This is a genomic window from Candidatus Nanosynbacter sp. HMT-352, assembly GCF_022819365.1.
Lineage (GTDB): Bacteria > Patescibacteriota > Saccharimonadia > Saccharimonadales > Saccharimonadaceae > Nanosynbacter.
This window is the reverse complement of record NZ_CP089289.1, coordinates 710,710-733,210: the sequence shown is the minus strand read 5'-3', so window position 1 is coordinate 733,210 and position 22,501 is coordinate 710,710. Positions and strand designations below refer to the sequence as shown.

The 22,501-nt window shown below is 37.9% G+C and carries 20 protein-coding genes; 9 read left to right on the top strand and 11 right to left on the bottom strand.

Annotation, left to right across the window (positions count from 1 at the left end; translation table 11 throughout):
- The 4 genes from LRM49_RS03885 to LRM49_RS03870 all read left to right on the top strand — a co-directional run.
- On the top strand, window positions 1–372 hold a 372-nt coding region (locus LRM49_RS03885), incomplete at its 5' end, for a hypothetical protein (protein ID WP_243777861.1).
- A gap of 34 nt (window positions 373–406) precedes the next feature.
- Window positions 407–1,795: a DUF2142 domain-containing protein gene (locus tag LRM49_RS03880; protein WP_243777860.1), complete on the top strand. Its 1,389-nt coding sequence runs from the start codon at window positions 407–409 to the stop codon at window positions 1,793–1,795.
- Between the two features lie 44 nt (window positions 1,796–1,839).
- A complete protein-coding gene (locus LRM49_RS03875; RefSeq protein ID WP_243777859.1) occupies window positions 1,840–2,406 on the top strand; it encodes a hypothetical protein in 567 nt (188 codons plus the stop codon).
- On the top strand, window positions 2,406–4,682 hold the full coding sequence (locus LRM49_RS03870; protein WP_243777858.1) for a hypothetical protein: 2,277 nt from the start codon (window positions 2,406–2,408) through the stop codon (window positions 4,680–4,682). Before LRM49_RS03875 ends, LRM49_RS03870 begins: the two co-directional genes overlap by 1 nt.
- A gap of 10 nt (window positions 4,683–4,692) precedes the next feature.
- On the opposite strand, the gene LRM49_RS03865 is transcribed toward LRM49_RS03870, so the two are convergent.
- Genes LRM49_RS03865 through LRM49_RS03850 form a run of 4 tightly spaced genes read right to left on the bottom strand, consistent with a single transcriptional unit; the run spans window position 4,693 to window position 10,275 of the window.
- The gene (locus LRM49_RS03865) at window positions 4,693–6,891 is read right to left on the bottom strand and encodes a glycosyltransferase (RefSeq protein ID WP_243777857.1); all 2,199 of its coding nucleotides are present in this window, start codon (window positions 6,889–6,891) and stop codon (window positions 4,693–4,695) included.
- Complete coding sequence (locus tag LRM49_RS03860; RefSeq protein WP_243777856.1) at window positions 6,888–8,291, bottom strand: glycosyltransferase family 2 protein; 1,404 nt, start codon at window positions 8,289–8,291, stop codon at window positions 6,888–6,890. The genes LRM49_RS03865 and LRM49_RS03860 overlap by 4 nt, the downstream gene beginning before the upstream one ends.
- Before the next feature lie 2 nt (window positions 8,292–8,293).
- A complete protein-coding gene (locus tag LRM49_RS03855; RefSeq protein WP_243777855.1) occupies window positions 8,294–9,454 on the bottom strand; it encodes an ABC transporter ATP-binding protein in 1,161 nt (386 codons plus the stop codon).
- A 2-nt stretch (window positions 9,455–9,456) separates the two neighbouring features.
- Entirely contained in the window at window positions 9,457–10,275 is an 819-nt protein-coding gene (locus LRM49_RS03850; RefSeq protein WP_243778166.1) for an ABC transporter permease, read from the bottom strand.
- 31 nt (window positions 10,276–10,306) lie between these two features.
- Here LRM49_RS03850 and LRM49_RS03845 point away from each other — a divergent pair, with 31 nt between their 5' ends.
- Genes LRM49_RS03845 through LRM49_RS03835 form a run of 3 tightly spaced genes read left to right on the top strand, consistent with a single transcriptional unit; the run spans window position 10,307 to window position 12,687 of the window.
- Window positions 10,307–11,320: a glycosyltransferase family 2 protein gene (locus tag LRM49_RS03845; RefSeq protein WP_243777854.1), complete on the top strand. Its 1,014-nt coding sequence runs from the start codon at window positions 10,307–10,309 to the stop codon at window positions 11,318–11,320.
- A gap of 13 nt (window positions 11,321–11,333) precedes the next feature.
- Window positions 11,334–12,284 (top strand): glycosyltransferase family 2 protein, encoded by a 951-nt coding sequence (locus LRM49_RS03840; RefSeq protein WP_243777853.1) that lies wholly within the window; start codon window positions 11,334–11,336, stop codon window positions 12,282–12,284.
- Window positions 12,253–12,687 carry a GtrA family protein gene (locus tag LRM49_RS03835; RefSeq protein WP_243777852.1) on the top strand — a complete coding sequence of 145 codons (435 nt, stop codon included), beginning with the start codon at window positions 12,253–12,255 and terminating at the stop codon, window positions 12,685–12,687. Before LRM49_RS03840 ends, LRM49_RS03835 begins: the two co-directional genes overlap by 32 nt.
- Here the strand turns inward: LRM49_RS03835 and LRM49_RS03830 are convergent.
- From LRM49_RS03830 to rpmH, 4 genes are read right to left on the bottom strand one after another with little or no spacing between them, the layout of a single operon-like run.
- On the bottom strand, window positions 12,668–13,129 hold the full coding sequence (locus LRM49_RS03830; RefSeq protein WP_243777851.1) for a Jag family protein: 462 nt from the start codon (window positions 13,127–13,129) through the stop codon (window positions 12,668–12,670). The two genes, LRM49_RS03835 and LRM49_RS03830, sit on opposite strands and share 20 nt — an antisense overlap.
- A 9-nt stretch (window positions 13,130–13,138) precedes the next feature.
- Complete coding sequence (locus LRM49_RS03825) at window positions 13,139–14,059, bottom strand: YidC/Oxa1 family membrane protein insertase (protein ID WP_243777850.1); 921 nt, start codon at window positions 14,057–14,059, stop codon at window positions 13,139–13,141.
- Window positions 14,060–14,083: 24 nt separating this feature from the next.
- Window positions 14,084–14,431: a ribonuclease P protein component gene (rnpA, locus tag LRM49_RS03820; RefSeq protein WP_129637026.1), complete on the bottom strand. Its 348-nt coding sequence runs from the start codon at window positions 14,429–14,431 to the stop codon at window positions 14,084–14,086.
- A gap of 59 nt (window positions 14,432–14,490) precedes the next feature.
- Entirely contained in the window at window positions 14,491–14,628 is a 138-nt protein-coding gene (rpmH, locus tag LRM49_RS03815) for a 50S ribosomal protein L34 (protein ID WP_129631950.1), read from the bottom strand.
- A gap of 223 nt (window positions 14,629–14,851) precedes the next feature.
- Between rpmH and dnaA the strand changes: the two genes are divergently transcribed.
- Together dnaA and dnaN are read left to right on the top strand one after the other, a co-directional pair.
- Window positions 14,852–16,207 carry a chromosomal replication initiator protein DnaA gene (gene dnaA, locus LRM49_RS03810; RefSeq protein WP_243777849.1) on the top strand — a complete coding sequence of 452 codons (1,356 nt, stop codon included), beginning with the start codon at window positions 14,852–14,854 and terminating at the stop codon, window positions 16,205–16,207.
- 245 nt (window positions 16,208–16,452) lie between these two features.
- Window positions 16,453–17,550: a DNA polymerase III subunit beta gene (gene dnaN / locus LRM49_RS03805; protein WP_178143072.1), complete on the top strand. Its 1,098-nt coding sequence runs from the start codon at window positions 16,453–16,455 to the stop codon at window positions 17,548–17,550.
- On the opposite strand, the gene LRM49_RS03800 is transcribed toward dnaN, so the two are convergent.
- The 3 genes from LRM49_RS03800 to LRM49_RS03790 are packed head-to-tail and all read right to left on the bottom strand — an operon-like array spanning window position 17,547 to window position 22,494.
- Window positions 17,547–18,257: a peptidase associated/transthyretin-like domain-containing protein gene (locus tag LRM49_RS03800; RefSeq protein WP_243777848.1), complete on the bottom strand. Its 711-nt coding sequence runs from the start codon at window positions 18,255–18,257 to the stop codon at window positions 17,547–17,549. The genes dnaN and LRM49_RS03800 overlap by 4 nt on opposite strands.
- Before the next feature lie 17 nt (window positions 18,258–18,274).
- The gene (locus tag LRM49_RS03795; RefSeq protein WP_275973016.1) at window positions 18,275–19,489 is read right to left on the bottom strand and encodes a lytic murein transglycosylase; all 1,215 of its coding nucleotides are present in this window, start codon (window positions 19,487–19,489) and stop codon (window positions 18,275–18,277) included.
- 5 nt (window positions 19,490–19,494) lie between these two features.
- Complete coding sequence (locus LRM49_RS03790) at window positions 19,495–22,494, bottom strand: M15 family metallopeptidase (protein WP_243777847.1); 3,000 nt, start codon at window positions 22,492–22,494, stop codon at window positions 19,495–19,497.
- Window positions 22,495–22,501: the final 7 nt, after the last annotated feature.

The window sequence follows — 22,501 nt, the reverse complement described above, 5'->3', positions numbered from 1 at the left end:
TTTTCCCTCCTCTTCCTTTCTCTCCTTCACTACAATAAGAAAGACCAGGAGCTATTAGGAGAGCAGACTGGTAAGTTGGCAGTGTATAATTTGGTAACAATTGGGTTGTTTGTTTGTGCGGTGTCGTATGCTATGTATACAGCGTGGGCCTTATTGCCATTTAGGTTTGGTGAAGGTGCTTATTATGCGGATGGTGTTCAGGGTAGGTATTTCACAGCAACAGCAGTTATGTTAGTACCGGTAGGATTGTGGCTACAGAAGTATATTAATGTGAGAACTAAGAATGAAAAAGTATTTAATTTAATTATGTTCTTTGGATTAGCCTTAATACTTAGTTTCTATATTTTTGAGACAGTGTGGCGTTTTAAATAATATCCAGTAACAATGTGCTAGAATAAAAACAGTTATGAAAAAATATTGGTCCTATTTCTTATCTTTTATTAAAAAGCCTGAAAACGTCTTTATATCTTTGTCTTTATTCTTTGGGATATTATCTGCAATATTAGTTCCGCAATTGTCAGTCAGTGATGAAAACATGCATTATCTACGCGCCTATGGAATATCTCAGAGTCGCGTAGAATCTGGATCACAATGTACACTTCCTAAAGATGTAGCAAAAAGAGCTGGTTCAGTTTATGAAGGGAATTTTTCATCAGACTACTCAAAACCTATAGATCGCAGCTCTCTTAATATTGATAAATGCAGTAGCGCATCTGGTTATCCGCCAATTATGCACTTACCTCAAGCTATCGGCATCGGTATAGCAAGTTTATTTAATGGATCTACAGGCTTAACTATCTTATTCGGGCGTCTTGCTAACGTACTTTTCTATTCAATTGCCGTCTACCTCATTATCAAGTGGGTGCGTATCGGCAAATGGGCTTTTACAGCAATTGGACTTATTCCACTAATGGTTCATATGGCGTCGTCGCTATCTAGCGACTGCATGACAAATGTGGCAGTCTTTACAATTACTGCTTTTATCCTGAACCTATTCACCCAAAAGGATAAGTTATCGCATAAACAAACAATCGCTCTTATCTGTACAGGGGTATTCCTTACCCTAACCAAATCTGTAAATGCCTTACTGCTATTTCCTCTTCTGTTTTTACCAAAGCGTCTATTCTCGCCCGACAAAAACGAACGTCTACCATTTAATATTCAGAAGTGGACTATATTAGTAGTAACTGGTATCGCCGCGATTATCAGTATACTAATTTGGCAAAAAATATATGGTCAACCTCTGCTCACCACCGGAGCAGCGCACAACCCTCTACATAGTAATCCATTGAAGTTTATTGCTATATTGTTTAATACATACATCAGCCCAACTATTGGATATACAGATGTCGTACTACGCGGTAGTGTCGGTGACTTTTCATCGTTCAAGTACCACTTACCACTGTTTATACTTATCCCTCTGTTTTCCCTCCTCTTCCTTTCTCTCCTTCACTACAATAAGAAAGACCAGGAGCTATTAGGAGAGCAGACTGGTAAGTTGGCAGTGTATAATTTGGTAACAATTGGGTTGTTTGTTTGTGCGGTGTCGTATGCTATGTATACAGCGTGGGCCTTATTGCCATTTAGGTTTGGTGAAGGTGCTTATTATGCGGATGGTGTTCAGGGTAGGTATTTCACAGCAACAGCAGTTATGTTAGTACCGGTAGGATTGTGGCTACAGAAGTATATTAATGTGAGAACTAAGAATGAAAAAGTATTTAATTTAATTATGTTCTTTGGATTAGCCTTAATACTTAGTTTCTATATTTTTGAGACAGTGTGGACATACAAATAAATTTATTTGTCGGTTATGCTTATTTGTGTTAAAATAGCATAAATATGAAAATTACAAAGAAAAGACTCTCAAAAAAACAAATATTAGCAACGATCATAATAATCATCGCTGTAATTTGCCTGAGTATTTTTACTCTTGATAAGTTTGGCATTATTTCAATCTTTCCACAAAATACCACACCTAACATAGGCAAAGAACCTACTGTTGAAGAAAAGAAATCTGAAAAGGATACTAATCAAAACAATAAAGAAACCTTCTTAAATACGCCAAAAGATGATAGTGATAATTCTGTAGAAAAAAGTAAACCAGCTCCAGTTCCAACAGACAACTCATCAATAGAACTTTCAACTAATAAAGACGGCGGCAACGCAGTTATTATTATAAAATTAAAGGAACATGGCTATTCTCAAGGTAAATGCTCCCTAACGGTAGCTTCTAACGGTAAGAAAAATACTCAAGAAGCCCCTATTATCTATCAGCCAGAATATTCTACTTGTGCTGGATTTTCGGTTCCTATATCATCCGTAGGAAATGGTCAATGGAATATATCTATATCCGTAACACCATTAAACGGTAAACCTATAACTAAAACTATAGTGAGGGAATTTTAATGACAAAGAATAAATTTTTTGCATCTATGGCTATTGTCGCCATAATTAGTCTTTGCGGCCTACTATTTTTTACCAATAGGTCAGAAGCGGTAACTGCCAATGATTGGCGCGCAGGAAATATTGTTGACGATTTTGTTTTTACTAACTCTAACGACATGACTGTCGCTGATATACAAACGTTTCTTAATAATATAAACCCAAATTGCGATACATATGGAACCGGTCGCGCTACGGAAAGAGGAAGAGGAGATATTACTCGTGCTCAGTATGCAGCCTCTCGCGGATGGGCTGGACCGCCTTACGTTTGCCTCAAGGATTATTATGAAGTTCCTAAATATACTCCAGGAGATTATATCCCTGCTAATAATTTTAGCGGCTCGATTCCCTCAGGGGCCGTTAGCGCTGCACAAATAATTTATGATGCCGCAAAACGTAACAATTTAAGTCCAAAAGTGATATTAGTTAAGATTGCAACTGAATCAGCCGGACCGCTAACAACCGATAATTGGCCATTACAAAGTCAATATACATATGCTATGGGGTCTCACTGTCCAGATAGCGGTCCCGGTGGTAGCGCCAGCTGTGACCGTAATTATGCAGGATTCTCTATGCAGGTTGAATCCGGAGCTCAGCTTATGCGTTGGTATATTGATAATATGGAAAAACCGTGGTGGACCTACAAAAAACCTTTTGCTACCAACTCCATATTATGGAATGTAGTCCAAAAAGGATGCGGTGCTGGTAATGTATATATATCCAGTAAAGCAACCGCTGCTTTATATACATATACACCGTATCAACCAAATCAAGCCGCATTAAACAATATGTACGGCTTAGGTGATGGGTGTAGTTCTTACGGCAACCGAAACTTTTGGAGAGTATGGAGCGACTGGTTCGGATCAACACAATATAGCACTCCATTAATTAGTTTTAAATCACATATCAGCTATTACGGATGGACGAGACTAGTACACAACAAAGGCATAACCGGCTTTACTGGTCAAAGTAAATCCATGCAAGCTTTCAGCATAGATGGCGACGTTACATATTCTTCATACAGCGAGGAGCGTGGATGGCAGCCAACTGTTTACGGCGGCATGCAGTCAGGAACAACAGAACTTAATCGCCCTATTCAGGCAATCAAAATACAGCCAACAGGATCGTTAGCTTCTAAATATGATATCTATTACCGAGTCCACGTGAGCTACGTTGGCTGGATGGGTTGGGCTAAAAATGGCATGCCAGCCGGTGTAACTGGTGGCCAAGGAAATAATATAGAGGCTATAGAGATCAGACTCGTTAATAAAGGCTCCAATGGTCCAGAAGAATCAGGACAATCATTCAGAGATATTAGTTCGAAAGAAGATCCCGCGCCACTATCTGTTTCTATTAGCTCTCATGTGGGCATGGTTGGATGGCAGCCAACTGTTACTGATGAAATGATTAGCGGTACAATGGGCCAAAATCATCCAATTGAGGCAATTAAGGCTTCTGTGGCCAATAAAACTGGAGTAGCTGGAAGTTTACAGTATTCCTCTCACGTTTCTTGGATTGGGTGGCAAGAATGGAAAAACGCCAATGAGATATCAGGCACAACGGGTCAATTTAAATCAATCGAAGCAATTCGCTTCATGTTGACCGGAGAATTGGCAAAAAAATATGACATTTGGTATAGAGTATACTCACAGCATGCAGGTTGGATGGGTTGGGCTAAAAATGGCATGCCAGCTGGATCTACAGGCGCATCTAGATATATAGAAGCTATACAGATTCGTGTATCTCCGAAGAATTCTCTAGTCTTACCTGGCGGAGCATTTTACAACCCAGGAAACACCCCAATTCCGGATATTTACGAACTTAACTATGCCACTCATGTAAGCTACGTAGGTTGGACCAAAGACGTTGGTCAAAATTCAATCTCTGGCACCACAGGAAGATCACTTTCAGTAGAAGCGATACGTATATCTAAGTCTATCTACCAGTCAGATGGAAGTACTATCAAATTATATTGCTCATCAAAATCATCGAATGATCCTTGGTCTACGACAACGCCAATGACATCCGACAAACAAATCTGCGGAACGACAGGTCAAACCAAACCCCTGAACGGCATAAAGTTATCCCTGGATGAAAATGACTCTGGCATGTATGATGTATATTACCAAGTTCATTTATCCTGGATTGGATGGCAAGAATGGAAAAAGAATGGTGAAATAGCGGGAGATAAACCTGGATCGCATATAGAAGCTATCAGAATAAAACTTGTCGAAAAATAATATATACTTATTAACTATATATATCTATTATCTGTTGCTCGAGATTACTCCATTGATAATCTCGAGCTGTTTTAAGACCATTTTCTATAAGCTTATCTCGCAATTCTTTGTCATCTAATATCTTTTTAACTGCAGCAACTCCCTCTTCAATATCACCCTGCTTATAGAATAAACAATTATATCCATCCTTTAGATATTCAACATTTCCTCCATTTGGAACCACTACAGATACGCCACCCGTAGCCATCATTTCAAGAGGTGGATATGAAAAGCTCTCAAGAATACTTGTTTTTATTAAGATATCGCAGCTAGCATACACTTCTCCAACTTTTTCTGGAGGTATTCTATTATAGAACTTATCAACTCTATACCAGTCTTTTGGTTCTTTACGGTATGATAAATAAGATATTTCAAACTTTTCAGGATCAAGTTCATTAATAATACGAAAAGCCTCATCTGTGTTTTTGTATTCGCTTTTGCTATCACCCTCAACTAATATTTTTATTTTTCCAGTAAAATCACGCTCACGATATGGGTATAAACTTATATCGATGCCGTTAGAAACATATCTGGATTCCTTATGAAAAATATCTTTTAGCCACCGCTGACACCATAAAGACATAGTTATATATTGCACTCCAGATTGATCGCAATAAGAGGCGTTTGCTAAAAATCGCGGCTCTCCAGTTCCTGGCTCATAAAAATCTGTTTCAAAATTCTGTACAAAATACAGTCGATTACGAACGTTTGCTTGTTTTTTGATTACGTCAACGGTCGACCATAAAGTAGCTACTTGTGTATCAAAAAATGCTTTAATTTTTGTCTTATGAGCAATAATAATATTAAAACCTGGTAGCTCATACCTATATTTATAACTCTTCTTGGCTATTTTCAAATTATGTTTACTGACGGCATCAATCAAAGTTACATCCCATCCGTGAGAGCGTAATACATCCGCATGTTTCAAAGCTACAATTACTCCTCCTGATATATCTGTTGATGGTAAAACGAAACCTATATTTCTAGCCAGCCGTTCTCGGATAAATGACGCTATATTATATCCAGTATATACCGTAGAACAATTACGAGTCACCTCATTATAAGCCCTATTGGAAATAGAATCACGTAGGCTTTTGTCTGACACAAGCAAATCCATAGCATTAAACCATTCTTTGTCAGTATTTTTTACCAATATTCCCGTAGAGCCATCTTGGACTTTTTCTGAAAAAGCACCAACTTCGCTAGCTATAATAGGAACTTTTACAAGCGCAGCCTCAATCCATTTATTCTCTGACTTAGCTCGATTAAATATCGTATCAACAAGAGGAGCTAAAGCTATACTACATTCAGCCATGACCATTGGTAGTTCGCGCCAATCAACAAATCCTGATGTAATAATTCTATCCTTATATGGCTCAAGTATATCAGGTACATCAAGAATGCCAGCTATCTTGAGGTATACGTGTGGATATTTATCAAATATTTTTATAAGACTCGGTATTACAAGATCAAAATCTTCATTATGAGTAATACTACCACTAAAATACCCAATAATGACCTTGTCTTCATTTTTATTTACCGCCTTAACAGCTGCATTAGATTTACTAATCATTTCATCAGAAGCCACGTTACGATTTATTAACACTTGACCCTTAATATATTTTTGTAGCTCTTCTTGTAGTTGAGTTGTCGTTGTAATCGCATGGCTACATAAAGTTAAAGTCTCACGCATTCTATCAACACCGTCATTATATAGACGTTTATCTTCATCGCTCATTTTTTGAACATACTCGATTGAGTCGGTATATTTTTGGTCAATTACCAAATCATCTATATCAAAAAAGCATGTTTTATTAAAATAATTAGCTTGTTTAATAAAATCACGTACCGTATCGGTTATTGGACACCTAAAAAATACAAATCCACGATAATATTTTAATTGATCTAATGATAGCCTGTCGTAAAAAACACTATCAGCTGTTAATCCTTGAGATATTAACTGCTCAATTTGATGAGCGACACGATATCTTTCTGGATGAGGTAGCGTACAACCATTAATAAATAATATATCTTTGTATTCTTTATTTTTTCTATCAGGAAACTTCTTATAATACGCATATTTTGCTGCACGTTTAGCAAAGCGCAAAGCACCATCGTCTTTAATTATAAGAGTACTCTTCTTTATAAGATTATTAATTCTTCGAATCATCTTTTTTCTCCTATTATTATATATGGATTATATAACGTTCTCATCTCTTTGCTACAAAGCGCCGCTGTTATAGACTCACTATCCATTCTTGTTGATCTGTCAATTAGATTAAGCTTTTTTCTCTCTACAAGTATAATAGGAGCGTATGCTTTACCAAGATTATATTTAGATGTTAAATAAATATGCCTAGTAAATGATCGTCTATTTAACATATGTATACATTCTACTATTCTCTTATCTAAAATAGATATGAGGTTATTTATTACCTGCTCTTCGTCCATTATCTTTGGAATGACAACACCAATATCTTGCCTTAAAACATCGCCCATTGCATCTCTAAAATTTATGCAATTTATTGGTTTTTCCGAAAATATTACTACGTCAGAAAGCTCTTTGTCTAAAATATCGCCAATATTTTTTGTGTTATCAAATAATACATTACTTAGATTAACGCCTTTATGCGTATAATACTGTAAATACCACTGCGCACCATACATTGGATCTCGAATTACTCTAGCTTCCACCTTACGCAACCTAACGTCATCTTCTAAGGCTTTCTTTTGAGCCTCAACAACATATGGCTTAGCATCCAAGTCCATTGCTGTAGAATTTTTATGAACACGCCAATAATATAATATTTTCGGAATATGCACAATATGATTTGGTTGCAAATTTCTCGTTATTCTTAAAAATAATTCCCAATCCTGAGTTCCATTATAATTGCCATCCTCACACTTTAACTTTATTAAGAACTCTCTTTGTATTACTGCAAAGTGTGTAATATAATTTATGGAACGTAAAAAATCACCATTCCAATCAGGCTTAAAAAATGGTTGATACTGTCTTCCGTTTTCGTCGAGCTTGATCTCATCTGTATATAAGAATTTTACGCCTGATACCTCGTTTATTTTCTCTACAACAGACAACAAGGCGTCTTTATGTAGTATATCGTCATGGTCTAGTAGTCCTATATATTCACCCCTGGCTTTCTCAATACCATAATTTGTTGCCCCAGCAATATGCCGATTTTTTTTAAGAAAAAAACTCTTTATTTTTATATTATCTTTCGATATATTACTTATTTCATCCCTTACATAACTATTAGGAGATGCGTCGTCTACAATAATCAGTTCCCAATTCGTATATGATTGATTCTCTACTGACTGTATCATGTCTCTTAAATATTCTATCGGCGTATTATACGTAGGAACGACAATAGATATGAGCGGGTTATTTCGCATTTTCTCATTATTAACAATATTTTCATTTTTACGATTCCATGCCTCGTATATTTTTCTCTGCCTTGAGTCGAGATATTTCCTATACGGATACAATAGTGTCAATAAGAACGTATAAATAGACTTTTTGCCTTTTATCTTATTTTTAAGATTCTGTAGCATATTTACTTCCATTTATGATCTAGCTTGGTTACACCACCCCAACGGCCGCCATCGTAATCTCGCTGAACTGAAAAATGAGGACCTTCTTCTATAAAGGCTATCGTATCTATGTCTCTTGCTCCAGTTAATCCAACTTTTATAAAATAGTCACCCTCGTTAAGATTTAGTTTGACTGTATATTCCGCTCTATTCTCATGCTTAATACTATATTTATCTTGATATGTATTAGGACCAAATACATATTCTCCATTTTCTCTGAATATAGCAACTCCAACGTTCTTAACGCCCTCTTGTTTCCAAGATAACTTTATAGTAATAGATTCGTTATACTCAAAAGAACTACTTTCGATACCTTTGCTATTATATATGCTTACATCAAAAGGTGCAGACGTCCGGTCAAATTTATGAGTCTTAGCATGTTCTAGCTCATTACTAATACTATACGCAGCAGCAACCATATGAGGTTTACCTTGCATCTTTATTTTACCATCCTCAAGTAGTACTGCTTTATTACAAAAACGTTCCACAGCACCCATGTCATGAGTCACAAGTATTACGGTCTTTTTTTCACGTTTTAATTTATCAAAATATGCATAACATTTTTTCTGAAAAGCTTCATCTCCAACCGCCAAAACTTCATCAAGCATTAAAATATCGCCTTTAGCTTTTATAGCAATCGAAAACGCTAGACGTACTTGCATGCCGCTCGAATAATTCTTCAACTTTTCCTCCATGAAGTCACGCATCTCAGCAAATTCGACAATTTCATCATACATAGAGTCAACTTCTTTTCGACTGAATCCCAACAAAGCACCATTTAGATACACATTATCCCTACCGGACAGCTCAGGATTAAAACCAACGCCAAGCTCTATAAACGGAACAAGCTTTCCCTTCGTGTGAATACTGCCTTCATTGGGCGTATAAATACCCGCTATTAATTTTAATAAGGTACTTTTACCAGATCCATTTTTTCCAACTATTCCAAAGAAATCACCTTCCTTTATATTAAAAGATATTTCTTTTAACGGCGTAAAATCTCTATATCCTTTTTTTCTCAGTAAAAATCCTACTACTTTCTGTTTTAGCATTGTTATTGCTTCAATTGGAATTTTAAATGTCTTGGTTACGTTAACAATTTCAACCGCATTATTTTTTGCCATTATTAAATATCCTCCGCAAAATATCGTGATCTCTTAGAAAAACAATAAATTCCTAATATTACCGTAACAATGATTACTATCCATGGAAAAATAATACGCCAGTCATGTATTAAATCGGTAGATCTAATAATTGACCCATCTTGATTTATCAAAGCATACCTTGCATCTTGGATTATCTGTGTAACTGGGTTCATAAATAATAATTCTGCAGCTACACGACTACGCTCCAAGGCCATCTGTATTGGATAAATAATTGGGGCTGCATAAAAAGCTGCCTGTAAAAATATTTCCCATATATAACTAGTATCACGATACTTTACATTAAATACAGACAGCAATAAAGCTATACCTAATGAAAATATGTATAGTTCAATAATAAGCGGCACTATTAATAATGCAGTCCAGGAAAGACTTACGCCATTCAGTAGAATAAATATTAAAACTACACCAAGATTAATAAATAAATTAATTAATGATGAAACCGTTCCTGAAATTACAATTATATATTTTGGAAAATTTAATTTTCTGATTAAGTCTCCTCTATTTACTATAGACCCCAGACCATTGCTTGTTGCCTCTGTAAAAAACGACCATAAAACAATACCTAATAACATAGTCACAGGAAAATGCGGTATTCCTCTATCTAAGCGTAGTATGTGAACAAAAACTACATATAAAATAGCAAACAAGAATAATGGTTTTAACACGCTCCATACGTAACCTAAAACCGAACCCTGATATCTAAGTTTAAAATCAGTTACAATAAGTTCTCTCAATAGTATAATATTTCGATGATCTAAGAGATTTAAAGACTTCCACATCACTATACTAGTATATAATAGTTAATGTATTATGAATAGACTTGCAATTATAGTTCTTAACTGGAACGGATCCGACGACGCCATAGAGTGCGTTGATTCATTAATAAAACAAACCCTAAAACCTACTATTATTATAGTAGATAATAATAGTAGCGACAATTCTGTTACTGTATTTGAAGAATATATATCGTCGCATAAAAAAGAAAAGATTATTTTGCTCAAAAACTCAGACAATCTAGGATTCGCGGGAGGAATTAATACAGGATTAATCTACGCCCTAAAAAACAACTTTGAATATATTGGAGTGCTTAATCCGGATGCGATAGCTGATAAAAACTGGTGTGAAGCTCTCGTTTATCAATTATCAAAATACCCAGAATGCGGAATTGCTACTGGAATTCTACAAAGACGCAATAGCAAGATTCTTGACACAACTGGAGATTTTTACACAACGTGGGGACTTCCTGGACCAAGAAACCGTGACGAGCCCATAAAAAACGCGCCAACTAAGCCTGGAGAAATATTTGGTGCAACTGGCGGCGGGGCTATTTATCGTGTAAAAATCTTTGATGATATAGATATGTTTGACGAAGATTTCTTCATGTATTATGAAGATGTCGACTTAAGCTTCCGAGCGCAATTAGCAGGCTGGAAAGTTCGCTTCACACCCAAGGCTATCGCTTATCACAAGGTTGGCGCTAGTAGTAAAAAAGTTCCCGGATTAGCTGTCTACAATACTTTTAAAAACTTGCCGTTAGTCTTCATTAAAAATGTTCCGGGTAAACTATTTTGGTATATCGGTGTACGATTCTTGCTGACATATTGGTTGATTTTTGCTAGCGCAATCCGTCACGGCAACGGTTGGCCTGCATTCAAAGGCACTTTAGTATCAATCGTCCACAAACCAGCAGCTTATAAAAAACGTCTTTATATCCAAAAAAATCGTAAGGTTTCCGTCGACTATATTCATAGTATTATTCACGATGGACCACTACCAAATCAAACTGGATTATTAAAATTTAAGCATTTTTTCAGAATAAAATAATATATTTAATACCATGAAAACCATCACTCTTCTCATTCCTGTCTACAACGAAGAATCCGTTTTGTCGCAACTATTTAGACGCTTGGACGAATTTACAAAAAATACGTCCAATTATCAATTTGAATTTCTATTTATAAACGACGGCAGCACCGATAAATCTTTTTCAATCATAGCCGAGCAATCAAAAAAAGATTCTCGAATTAGCTATATAAATCTATCGCGAAACTTCGGTAAGGAAATTGCCATGATAGCTGGAATTGACCACATAAAAAGTGACGCTCTGGTGATTATCGATGCAGATTTGCAAGACCCACCGGAACTCATCCAGGAAATGATTTCGTATTGGGAAGATGGTTATGACGATGTCTATGCTCGCCGTAACAATCGACAAGGCGAAACCTGGCTAAAGAAGAAAACCAGCCAATGGTATTACAGAATATTGCAGAAATCGACCAACATCCCCATTCAGGTTGACACTGGAGATTTTCGCTTGCTGGATCGCCGATGTATTGAGGCTTTACAAAAATTCCGCGAATCTCAGCGTAACACAAAAGCAATTTTCAGCTGGATTGGATATAAGAAAAAAGAGATATTTTATGATCGCGATCCCAGATTAGCTGGTCAAACCAAGTGGAATTACCGGAAATTACTAAACTTAGCAATCGACGGAATCACCAGTTTTACTACTGCACCACTACGAATGGCAACTATCTTTGGATTCATCATTTCGTTTATTGCTTTTGTCTGGATTATATATCTTTTAGTTCGCCCTTTGTTCGGAGTTTCCACCGGAGCTGGCTATTCTTCCTTAATGGCAGTCATCCTATTCCTCGGAGGAGTTCAGTTATTATCCCTGGGCATAATTGGCGAATACGTAGGACGGATATTTATTGAGACAAAAAACAGACCATTATATTTAATAGAGGAGTATCGTGCAGGAAATATTAAAAAAACACGCCGATAAATTAAGATTTCTTATCGTCGGCAGTACTAATACGGTACTAGATTTTGGCATACTTTTTAGTCTAACAATCTTCTTAAATATTCCAAAAGAGTTTGCTAATTTTATATCAACATTCGTTGCCTTTTTGTTCTCATTTTTTGCAAATAAAAAATACACTTTCAAGTCAACATCCCAAAACTTGAAAAAACAATTTCTTTTATTCGCGGCAGTTACGCTATTCGGTTTATGGGTAATTCAAACAATTGTTATCGCTACTGTTACACCAATATTTATAAGCTTCGGATTAAACAAATCACTTGCCCTATTAATTAGCAAGCTAGCTGCCACGGCAGTCAGTCTCGTTTGGAATTATGTTCTATATTCCAGAATAATCTTTAAAGATGCTAAGAACTCTTCTGACTAATAATCAACCGTCGTTCGCGACCTTCACCTTCAGAATGCGTATCAATATCGCTATATTCACCAGCCAAGTGATGCACTGTCCAGCGATCGGCGGCGTTCAAGTCCACCACCTTCGATTCGCCAGTTCGTCGAACTTCCTCAATCCAGCCGCGCGCCTTTTCGGCAATTTTTTCAGCGTGCTGCTTTTTATAGTCTGCAATGTCCAAATTCACCCGAACAGTTGACGCTTCTTTATGATGAAGAGCTGTCGACAAAAGGCTCTGAATACTACGCAGTGTTTCCGCATTTCTACCAATTAAAATACTGCTTCGCTCGCTATGTGGAATTGAAGCTATAACAATTCCATCTTCGATTTTTACTGAAACTTCCAGATTCAAGTCAAAGAACGTTAGCAAATCCTCTAAATATTTTTTTACAAATTCAACCGTTTCAATTTGGTCCATAAATCCTCCTTAATCCTTAGCCTTGATCCGAGTTATCCTAGCCTCTGTAGCCTTTTTAACACGTTTATCGATTTTTGTCGATGCTTTAGATTTTTGGGATGATTTTTTATCTGCAATTTCTTGCATTTCTTTAGAGTCTTGCTTGAAGATGATATAGTTCTGGAGGTATCCCACGGCACTAGCCGTCGTCAAATAAAGCGCCAAAGCTGCCGGCAAATACACAATCACGAAGAACATCATTACTGGCATAAATTTCATCATTTTTCGTGTCATAATGGCATTTACTTCTGCCTGATCTGCTTCTTTTCCATCGCCAGCCTCAGCTAAAATGTCACGCAACTTACGATTGCTGTCAGATTGGGGCGACAATTGTTTTGAAGTTAAATATTGCAAATATGCCGCGACTGTCGCCAAAATAACCAAGCCAACAACAATTCCATTCTTTGATATCGCGTGTTGCGTCAAATCTATAATTCCCAGGAAATTCTGATTAAATTGATCCGGATTATTCACTAAATTATTAGCAACCGGCAGATTTTTCATGAAATCATAAACGTATTTTCCTAGATCAGCGCGACTGGAAACAAAAATCTGCACCACTCGATACATCGCAATCAAAATCGGCAGCTGAATAATCATAACGCCAATTGAACCAAAGGCACTGACGTTGTGTTTTTTATAAAGCTCCACCATCGCTAAGTTACGCATTTGTGGATTTTTCGCGTACTGTTTTTTGATCTTCATCAACTCTGGCTGCATTTTACGCATCGCCTTTGCTTGATGAAGTTGCTTCTTAATTAGCGGCCAAAGTAAAAGTCTTACAATAATCGTAAAGATAATGACACTAACACCAAAATCCGGAATTAGACTATAAATAGCCATTAACAAATTTAAAATCGGTCGAACAATAAACTCATCAAAAAAACTCATGTCTTAATTATAGCAAAAAAGCGCCTATTTATACAGTTGAGCTTGAGAGAAAAGATTCTTTATTGTCTGTTTCAAGTCTTTATGTGGCATCAATAAAACTTCCGCCGAAAATATAATAACAGCCACGTCTTGATCGTTTTTCATACTAGGAAGTTCCAGGCGAATAATTTCATAAACACGTCGACGTATACGATTCCGACGCACCGCTGATTTTAGGACTTTTTTACTAACAACAACCGCAAATCTGCTGTGATTTCGATACGGATTCTTCACATATTTTATCGTGGCTATAGACGAACGAACCGCCTGTCCATTTTTATAGACAAACTTAAGACTGCCATGACCATGAAACCGATTACATTGTTGTAACATATTTTACAATTATATCAAAAAATCCCGCCTTCATCGACGGGATAATTTTTAGCTATTAATTAAATAGCAATTTTAGCGCGACCCTTTAGGCGGCGGCGCTTCAAAACCAGCCTACCAGCCTTGGTAGAAACTCGTGCCCTAAAACCATGCGTCTTTGCACGGTGTCGGGTGTGTGGTTGAAATGTTCGCTTTGGCATATCAACAAATAGTATATATTCTTTCGGTACTTTTTGCAAGTCGACAATGACTTTTCCACTATCGACGTATATTTTTCCACAGTTTTAACAGATGAGAATTTTAATTGTGGAAAACTCCACCCCTGTTTTGAATAGTACCATTTCTACTCCGTTTATACTTGTGGAAAACTCCCCTTATTTGCTATAGTAAAGACAGTTAACAGAATTTGAGGGAGTAATTTTCGTGGATAGTCATGCGGTCTGGCAGGGTGTTTTAGGTGAGATTGAAGTAACTGTATCGTCTTCGTCATTTACTGCGTGGTTCAAAAATACCAAATTGGAAATAATCTCCGACAAAGAAGTTCTTATAATTGCGCCGAATATTTTTGCTAGAACTCAACTTGAAAAGCGATTTCATCCGCAAATATTGGAAGCCTTGGCTCATAATGGCATTAATGCCCCGTCTATTTCCTATAACGTCGAATCTAGCAATAAAAAACCGCGCGTTAATCGTGAAGTTGATAAAAGTGGGCAACAAGAACCAGCAAAGCCGCTGATTCTACCGTCGAAAAAATCTCATTCTAGTAATCTTAATCCCAGGTATACCTTTGACAACTTCATCGTTGGCTCGAGTAATGACTTGGCCTATGCTGCCTGCCAAGCGGTCGCGGCACACCCAGGAGAAAAATATAATCCGCTCTATCTTTACGGCGGCTCTGGACTTGGTAAAACTCACTTAATGCAGGCTGTTGGCAACGAGATAGTTAAAAAACAACCTTCGGCGCGCGTGCTTTACATCACTACAGAAACGTTTGTTAATGAGTTTCTGGATTCTATTCGTTTCAAGAAAAAAGGTTTTTCTGATAAATATCGCAATGTCGATGTATTGATTGTCGATGATATGCAATTTATCGCTGGGAAAGAAAAAACTCAGGACGAATTTTTCCATACATTTAACGATCTTCATCAGAACAACAAGCAAATTATCATTAGCTCAGACAAACCGCCAAAAAGTATCCCTACTCTAACCGATCGTTTGCGTAGTCGATTTGAATGGGGTATGGCAATTGATATTCAGATGCCTGATTATGAAACTCGTTGCGCTATTGTTAAAGCGAAAGCCGAACTCAGCAACACTGAACTAGATTCCGATGTTGTAGAATATCTGGCGACCAACTTTAAGACAAACATTCGCGAACTGGAAGGCGCTTTGAATCGATTGCTGGCTTACGCGGAAATGCAGAATTTCACTCCTGATTTAGCGGCGGCTGAAGGAATCTTGGGAGATATTAAACGCAATAGACCGCAACATATAACCGCCAAACAAATAATTGATAAGACGGCGCGCTATTATAATATTGACGTAAAAGATATGTGTTCATCCAGGCGAGATAAATTTATCGCGATGCCAAGACAAATTGCGATGTTCCTTCTGCGTAGCGAACTGAAAATGAGTTTTCCGAAAATCGCCCAAGAGCTTGGACGAAAAGACCACACGACCGCTATGCATTCAATTGAGAAGATTACTAAAGAAAGCCTTACAAATGTCAGTATTCGCGAACAAATTAACGACATTAAGGATAAATTATATGTTCATTAATTGTGGAAAAGCTGTGCAGATGTTGTGTTTTTGCAGTGACTTACCAACACACAGATCTGTGGAAATAAATCGACAAGTCAGCAGGCAGTGGAATAATACACAAATATCCACTATAAAGTCCACAGATAGCACACAGAGTTTTCCACCTATTTTATCGCCACTTCACCCCTGTTTGAACACATTTTTTACCCAGTTTCCACAGCACCTATTACTATTAAGACTAATTAAAAATTAAGGAAAGTATAATGAAAGTATCAGTCACCCAAGAAAAACTTGCAAAAGCACTTAATCTAATCAAAGATATCGCATCAAGTCGTAATGAACTGCCGATATTGAATAATATTTTACTTCGTACTGACGGAGGAAGATTATTGATTGCTGGAACGAATTTGGAAATTGCTTCCACTCAATACATTGGCGCGAAAATTGAAGATCATGGATCTATTACAATCCCTGCCCGATTGGTATCAGAATTCATTACAAACCTACCAAGCGGCCCGGTGGAACTTGAAACTAAAAACGAACATTTGCATATAACTTCAGGAAAATTCTCATCAGTTATCAATGGCGTAGTGGCTGATGAATATCCTGAGCTGCCAACTATTGATGAAAAGACCGCTATGCAATATGAAATTGACGTTGAGGATCTTAAGAAAGCCATAGTCCAAACGAAGTTGGCTGTCAGCTCTGACGTTACGCGAGCAGTTCTTACGGGAGTTTATTGGCACAATTACGAAGGGTCGCTATACTTGGCTGCTACTGATGGCTACAGGCTGGCAGAAAAGCGCCTAATAAAGTCAGACAATGAAGTGTCGGCTATTATTCCCGCCTCTACTCTGGCGGAAGTCAGTAAGAGTGTCGGCGATGAGAAGAAAATTACGGTTCTTTTTGACGATTCTCAAGTTTGTTTTAAGACGGGAGATATGGAAATTGTCAGTCGATTGATCGACGGGAAATTCCCTGATTATCGCCAATTGATTCCAGCGACTGCTGAAACTGAGATTGTCATTAAGAAGTCTGATTTTAGTCGAGTTACGAAAATTGCGGCGTTATTCGCGCGTGAATCTGGCGGTGGAATTACAATTACTGCATCAGAGGAAAATTCCCTGCTTTCTATTCATTCGATTGCGTCTGAACTTGGCGAGAACACCTCAGAGGCAACAGCCAAAATATCCGCAGATGGTCAAGTAACGCTTAATTCACGCTACCTAACTGAGGTTTTGAATATTATTGACGCGGATGAAATCGTATTTTCGTTTAATGGCAAATTGTCGCCGTGTGTAATTCGCGAGCAAGTAAAAAATCCTGATTATACACACATTATTATGCCGCTTAAGAGCTAAATATCTCTGTAGGTGTAGCACCAGTCAGGATTCGAGCCTCTACATTGAACTGCAACTCCTGTAGATTTCTCTTTCTCTGTTGGCCAGATGTGATTATTGACTTTGATGTCATAATCTTCTTGGTTTATCCCCTTTTCTTTTAGCTTGGCAAACGCCTCGTCAATTTGAGAGCGGTTAAAATAGTCCGTTACTGTTATGCATATTCCTATAGTCTTATCTCCTCCAGATCGATATCTGTCGCATGGAAATATATAGAAATCTCTGCCGTGGATAGGTAAAGATTTGATAGCAGGATTTTTATTTTCCAATTGACGAGTAGCTTCTTTACCTTTTTTACCAGCTATACCCTCCTTGATATCGGTGTACTTGTCTTTTGCATATTCTTTTTTAGCTTCATCTGTAATAGGTTCTAAGGCGAATATGATGTTTTTCTTCTCATTTTTGCTAATATTTATTTCTGTAGTATAACTTTCAAATCCGTTAGCTGAGAAAGTAAATTTATGGTTGCCGTGCTTTACTTTAATATCTTTCCTGGATGAAATTTGCTGGTTTTTTACGTCGCCATAAGACATCGTCAAGTTGTCGGGTATGGAATATACATATATCGTGGCATCGAATTGCAGTAGATAAACTGCGTAGATTATAAGTGAAATGGATAACCCTACGAATGAAATAATAGCAATCTTAACTTTGCGATCTAATTGCATAAAAGTATTGAACATAATTATTTATTTAACCTCGCTACTACGTTAGTTGAATATCCCAATTGAGTCTGTACGCGACCAATATTTGCGTATCTAGGAGGATGATCTCCAAGAGATGCCTCTACTGCGACATTACCGTCACCCTGATCTCCGATATATATCATTGTGTGCCCGTAAGATCCCGAACCGCTGTAGACTAATATATCGCCAGGCTGAAGATCACTAGGAGATTTAGTATTTATGATAGTATATTTTGATGAATTCATTACATAATCTCTTTGGATGCTGGTGCCTGCTGGCGGGTAGTCTGGGTCAGCTCCACTGGCACGCATAACAGTAGATACATACTTTCCACAGTCATTCATATCTCCACCGGCTTCAGGGTTGTATTTAGCACGAGCATCTATATATGCCTGTGAGGGTGTGCCGGGGTTGTCTTTATTTATCATTCCTTTTGCCGTTTCTACTATACTTCCGGCATGAACGCCGCCACTATTTGCGCAATTTGACACATTAGCTGAGCTATTTTCGCTACCACCTTCTCCTGAAGGTGCCGGATCTTTGTAGTTTGGGTGACCTGATTTTGTAAAGTCGCTGTTAAATAGTTCGTAGATATTTTTAAGATAGTTTTGAGTTTCCGTTGGAGCATCAGTTAAAGGACTAGAATCTGATGTGTGATTTTGAATATTGCCGCCACCCCAGTTGTAAGCACCCGCTGCATATAGAATTGTCATAGGCTCCCGCTTCCATGGACTACCAATGTCGCCTAATGGAGTATTTTTATCAGTACTCAGAGACTTAACTAGGTGTGCGGCAGAAAAAACAGCATCATAAGGGTTCATAATGTCAGCCTTACCATCCCCGTCTCCGTCTTCGGCGTGACCACTCCACGTTCCCGGCATAAATTGCATAGGACCACTAGCGCCAACCGGTGAAGATGCCCATTGAGAGTTTAGTGGTTTCCAAGTGTTTCCCTGTTCTGTTAAGTATAATGCTGCTAGAAAGTTAGGATTAACGCCGTGCTTTTCTGCTGCTGCGGAAAAAATTTTCCCCCAGTCCGATGGGATATTTTTAGATAATTCGGCTGACACAGATCCTGCTGCTTCGGTACAGGCAGAACTTTTTGAACTGTATAATCGTATATTTTGAGCAGGATAATCAGCCTCCGTTAGAGCTGAGGTGTTTTGCGATAGCAATAATATTGCGATCATAGAAAATATAATAGACTTTTTCATTTTAATTAAACCTTCCTTGCATACTCCCAGTGCCACGGCTCAGGCTTGCTGCCGCCAGGCTTTGCCCAAGGCGGATTAACGTAGCCGTATTTATGCGCGTTCGCCTCGAGCCATTTGTATACGGGAGAATCAAAACCTCCAACATTAATGTCCGCAGCAAGACCCCAACCGTGGTTTGATATACATGGGGGGGCTGGAGCCGCTCTTGATCCTAGTTCTTTACTATATCTAATTTGTGTTGCGCAATCTCGATATGCCTCATTAATGGTTAAGTTAGATCCGTTATCAGCCTTATATGCTTTATTCATCTCTTCCATAGCCGACGCGGCCTGTTTATTCATTTTACTTTCAGGAGAAAATGATAGGGTTTGTAAATCTGATTCTGAAATTTCGCCATTGCTATGACCACCCCATCCTGTCTGCTGTGCCTCTTCTAATTCGGGCTCTCCGACAGCTTCACCGGTTGAAGATGAAGACTTTGAACTATTACTACTGCCACTAGGATCTTTAATGTAATATTTACTATCAGTATCGCCCGCACGCTCCGCTAATATACCAGCTACTACCTCCTCTAAAGCACAAGGATCGGAGGTTTTGTAAACAGGAACGACATACCCTGTGCTTCTATCTCTCTCTAAGCTCTTCTTTCGAGTTTCATCGTATGTCTTACAGGTTTCTGCGGTGTATTTATTTGGATCGGCGTTCAATACTTCAGGATCTGTATATCCATACCAAGGTATTCCCATAGATTTCATGACGGCTAATCTATTAGTAGCCGCTGAAGCTCGACTGTTCGGCATTAATGGCGACAATAATAAGGCTGGTGTTTTCGCTAAGAAATTAATGGCAGATTTTTTACCGATTGGCATTATAGCAAGCATTTGATTTGCTACTGAATTTCTTAAGTTTGGATCAAATATCTTTGCTAGCATCGGCTGCTGATCAAACTCTTCTTTATCTTCTTGCTCTGTTTTTGTTGCTATCATCGCCAATTCATTATCGCTCAATAATTTACCACCGATACCAGACCCAGACTCTGTTTTACCATTTTCTAGACTATCCGCCGTTGAGACCATCTGTGCGCCAACTAAACCTTCGTAATTATTATTTCCTGGAGCGTCAATACCAACGTTTGGAATATTAAATATGTAACTAATTGCCCATTGCACTAAGGTGCCCATTATGTCCTGTGAAAAGTCCATTACCTGTTTAATTCCAGGTAATTGAGTTACAAAGTTTACAATAGGTTCCGTTATTTGGGATGCTATATCCTGAGCTACGTCAATTACAGCTCCTATAGAATTATTCCAAAAGTTAGCTACTGCGGCTAGTGTTTGCCATGCTGGATTTTTGGTAAATGCTGTATAATCCTGGACAACTTTCTTTTCAGGACAAACAAGTTCGCCTGGATCTAATGTAACAACCTTCTCTTTGCCGTCAACAGTACATTTAGTTCGTATTCCGCCAGATGCTGATACGCTGTTTCCGGATAGGATCGGAAGTATGGATGATGTGATCCCGCCAGCCTGAATTTCACTGTACAGTGGTGATGATTCTGCCCCGTCAAATAAACTTGTCGCAAGCTCTAAATAGCGAATATCTTCTAAGTCTCCAGTTTTCATCATATCATTTACTACAACTGGGCTAATGCCTTCATCATAAGCAAAAGAGGCGTAGGTTTGGGCGACTTGAGCTCGTCCCATAACCTCAAGAGTACCCGAGTCTAGAGCACCTATGAAGCCAGCAGCCATATCAATGGCTCCTACGATAGCTGAAGCAGTTGTGAATTTTTTTACTAGTTCTTTGTTTATTATTTTTGCAATAAGACCGTCGCCATTAGCTAGATTATCGGTAAGTTTGCTAAAAGTATCTTTGTTGGATTTAGCGGCTTCGTAATCCAATTTTGCTTTAGGATCGTCGGGTTTTTCCTTAAGGGCATTCTCTTTTTTTTCTACATCTCCATCTAGTTTGGTTTTAAGCTTATCGAGCGTTTCTGCACAACCTAAGGCATCTCTACCATTAATACACGATAAGACGGCGGCAAGTTTTGGTGATATTTTTGCGATGGCACGAGAAGCGAATTCAGACTTAATCTTCGCCTTAAAATCTTTCCATGCTCTAACGTGTTTTTCGGGTATAATATTAAACGATTTTACGCCATATTTATTATATAGAATACGTTTGGATATAAAGCGCATTAAATAATTACGACCGTGCACTCGTTTTATATCATTCTTAATTCTTTTCCTTATTTCCTTATGTCCAACCTCTTTTTCTATGCCTTTCATTATACTGTCAAGGTCTTTGTTAACGCTTTTGATGGTGAAATGAGAAGCCTTTCCTCCTAATCCTGAGCGTCCATGGGAATTTATGACTACTTTTACATTGACGCCTTCTTTTTCAAATTTAGCGTCAAGCATTTTTTCAAACCAAGCGGAATATTTTGTTGAAGTGAGTGAACATATTATGCCACCGCCTTTACAAAAAACTAGGTGTTCATCTCCCGGATAGGCTTCTTTCATGACTCTCATAGCCAACCAGCGTGTAGTTATGTATTGTAAGCGCTCTTCAACTGAATAATGAGCAACGCTTCCTATCTGTTGATCTATATTGTCCAGTAGAGAATTTAATTTTAATGGCAGAAGAGCTGAAAAAGTGGCTGCTAAGGAAAGTAGAATACCAACTATAGCTATTATGCCTCTACTTTTTTTCGCAAGCTTTAGAGTAGATTTTAAATTGTTTCGTTTTTTGTCATTAGATGGCTGATAAAAACCGTTGCCTGGAACGGACGACTCTTGGTTATTAACAGCAGCGCTGGCGGAATCGTTTTGATTAGGATTCAAATCCGAATCTTTATTATCAAACTGAGATTTAAGGTCATTTGTGACATCTTTTTCGCGATCACTTAACTCTGACCCGCTATCATAGCCAGCCGACTTAGTCTGCTCAGCAGGATTTAATCTGCTGTCAGTTTCGGAATCCGTCGTGTAATCAACTCGTGCCATATTTTCT

Bases quoted from the DNA above. Each gene is read 5' to 3' on its own strand.
- LRM49_RS03845 (WP_243777854.1), top strand. From the start codon at position 10,307: ATGAATAGACTTGCAATTATAGTTCTTAACTGGAACGGATCCGACGAC.
- LRM49_RS03840 (WP_243777853.1), top strand. From the start codon at position 11,334: ATGAAAACCATCACTCTTCTCATTCCTGTCTACAACGAAGAATCCGTT.
- LRM49_RS03875 (WP_243777859.1), top strand. From the start codon at position 1,840: ATGAAAATTACAAAGAAAAGACTCTCAAAAAAACAAATATTAGCAACG.
- LRM49_RS03855 (WP_243777855.1), bottom strand. From the start codon at position 9,454: ATGGCAAAAAATAATGCGGTTGAAATTGTTAACGTAACCAAGACATTT.
- LRM49_RS03870 (WP_243777858.1), top strand. From the start codon at position 2,406: ATGACAAAGAATAAATTTTTTGCATCTATGGCTATTGTCGCCATAATT.
- LRM49_RS03880 (WP_243777860.1), top strand. From the start codon at position 407: ATGAAAAAATATTGGTCCTATTTCTTATCTTTTATTAAAAAGCCTGAA.
- LRM49_RS03825 (WP_243777850.1), bottom strand. From the start codon at position 14,059: ATGAGTTTTTTTGATGAGTTTATTGTTCGACCGATTTTAAATTTGTTA.
- rpmH (WP_129631950.1), bottom strand. From the start codon at position 14,628: ATGCCAAAGCGAACATTTCAACCACACACCCGACACCGTGCAAAGACG.
- LRM49_RS03795 (WP_275973016.1), bottom strand. From the start codon at position 19,489: ATGAAAAAGTCTATTATATTTTCTATGATCGCAATATTATTGCTATCG.
- rnpA (WP_129637026.1), bottom strand. From the start codon at position 14,431: ATGTTACAACAATGTAATCGGTTTCATGGTCATGGCAGTCTTAAGTTT.
- LRM49_RS03860 (WP_243777856.1), bottom strand. From the start codon at position 8,291: ATGCTACAGAATCTTAAAAATAAGATAAAAGGCAAAAAGTCTATTTAT.
- LRM49_RS03865 (WP_243777857.1), bottom strand. From the start codon at position 6,891: ATGATTCGAAGAATTAATAATCTTATAAAGAAGAGTACTCTTATAATT.
- LRM49_RS03800 (WP_243777848.1), bottom strand. From the start codon at position 18,257: ATGCAATTAGATCGCAAAGTTAAGATTGCTATTATTTCATTCGTAGGG.
- dnaN (WP_178143072.1), top strand. From the start codon at position 16,453: ATGAAAGTATCAGTCACCCAAGAAAAACTTGCAAAAGCACTTAATCTA.
- LRM49_RS03790 (WP_243777847.1), bottom strand. From the start codon at position 22,494: ATGGCACGAGTTGATTACACGACGGATTCCGAAACTGACAGCAGATTA.
- LRM49_RS03830 (WP_243777851.1), bottom strand. From the start codon at position 13,129: ATGGACCAAATTGAAACGGTTGAATTTGTAAAAAAATATTTAGAGGAT.
- LRM49_RS03850 (WP_243778166.1), bottom strand. From the start codon at position 10,275: ATGTGGAAGTCTTTAAATCTCTTAGATCATCGAAATATTATACTATTG.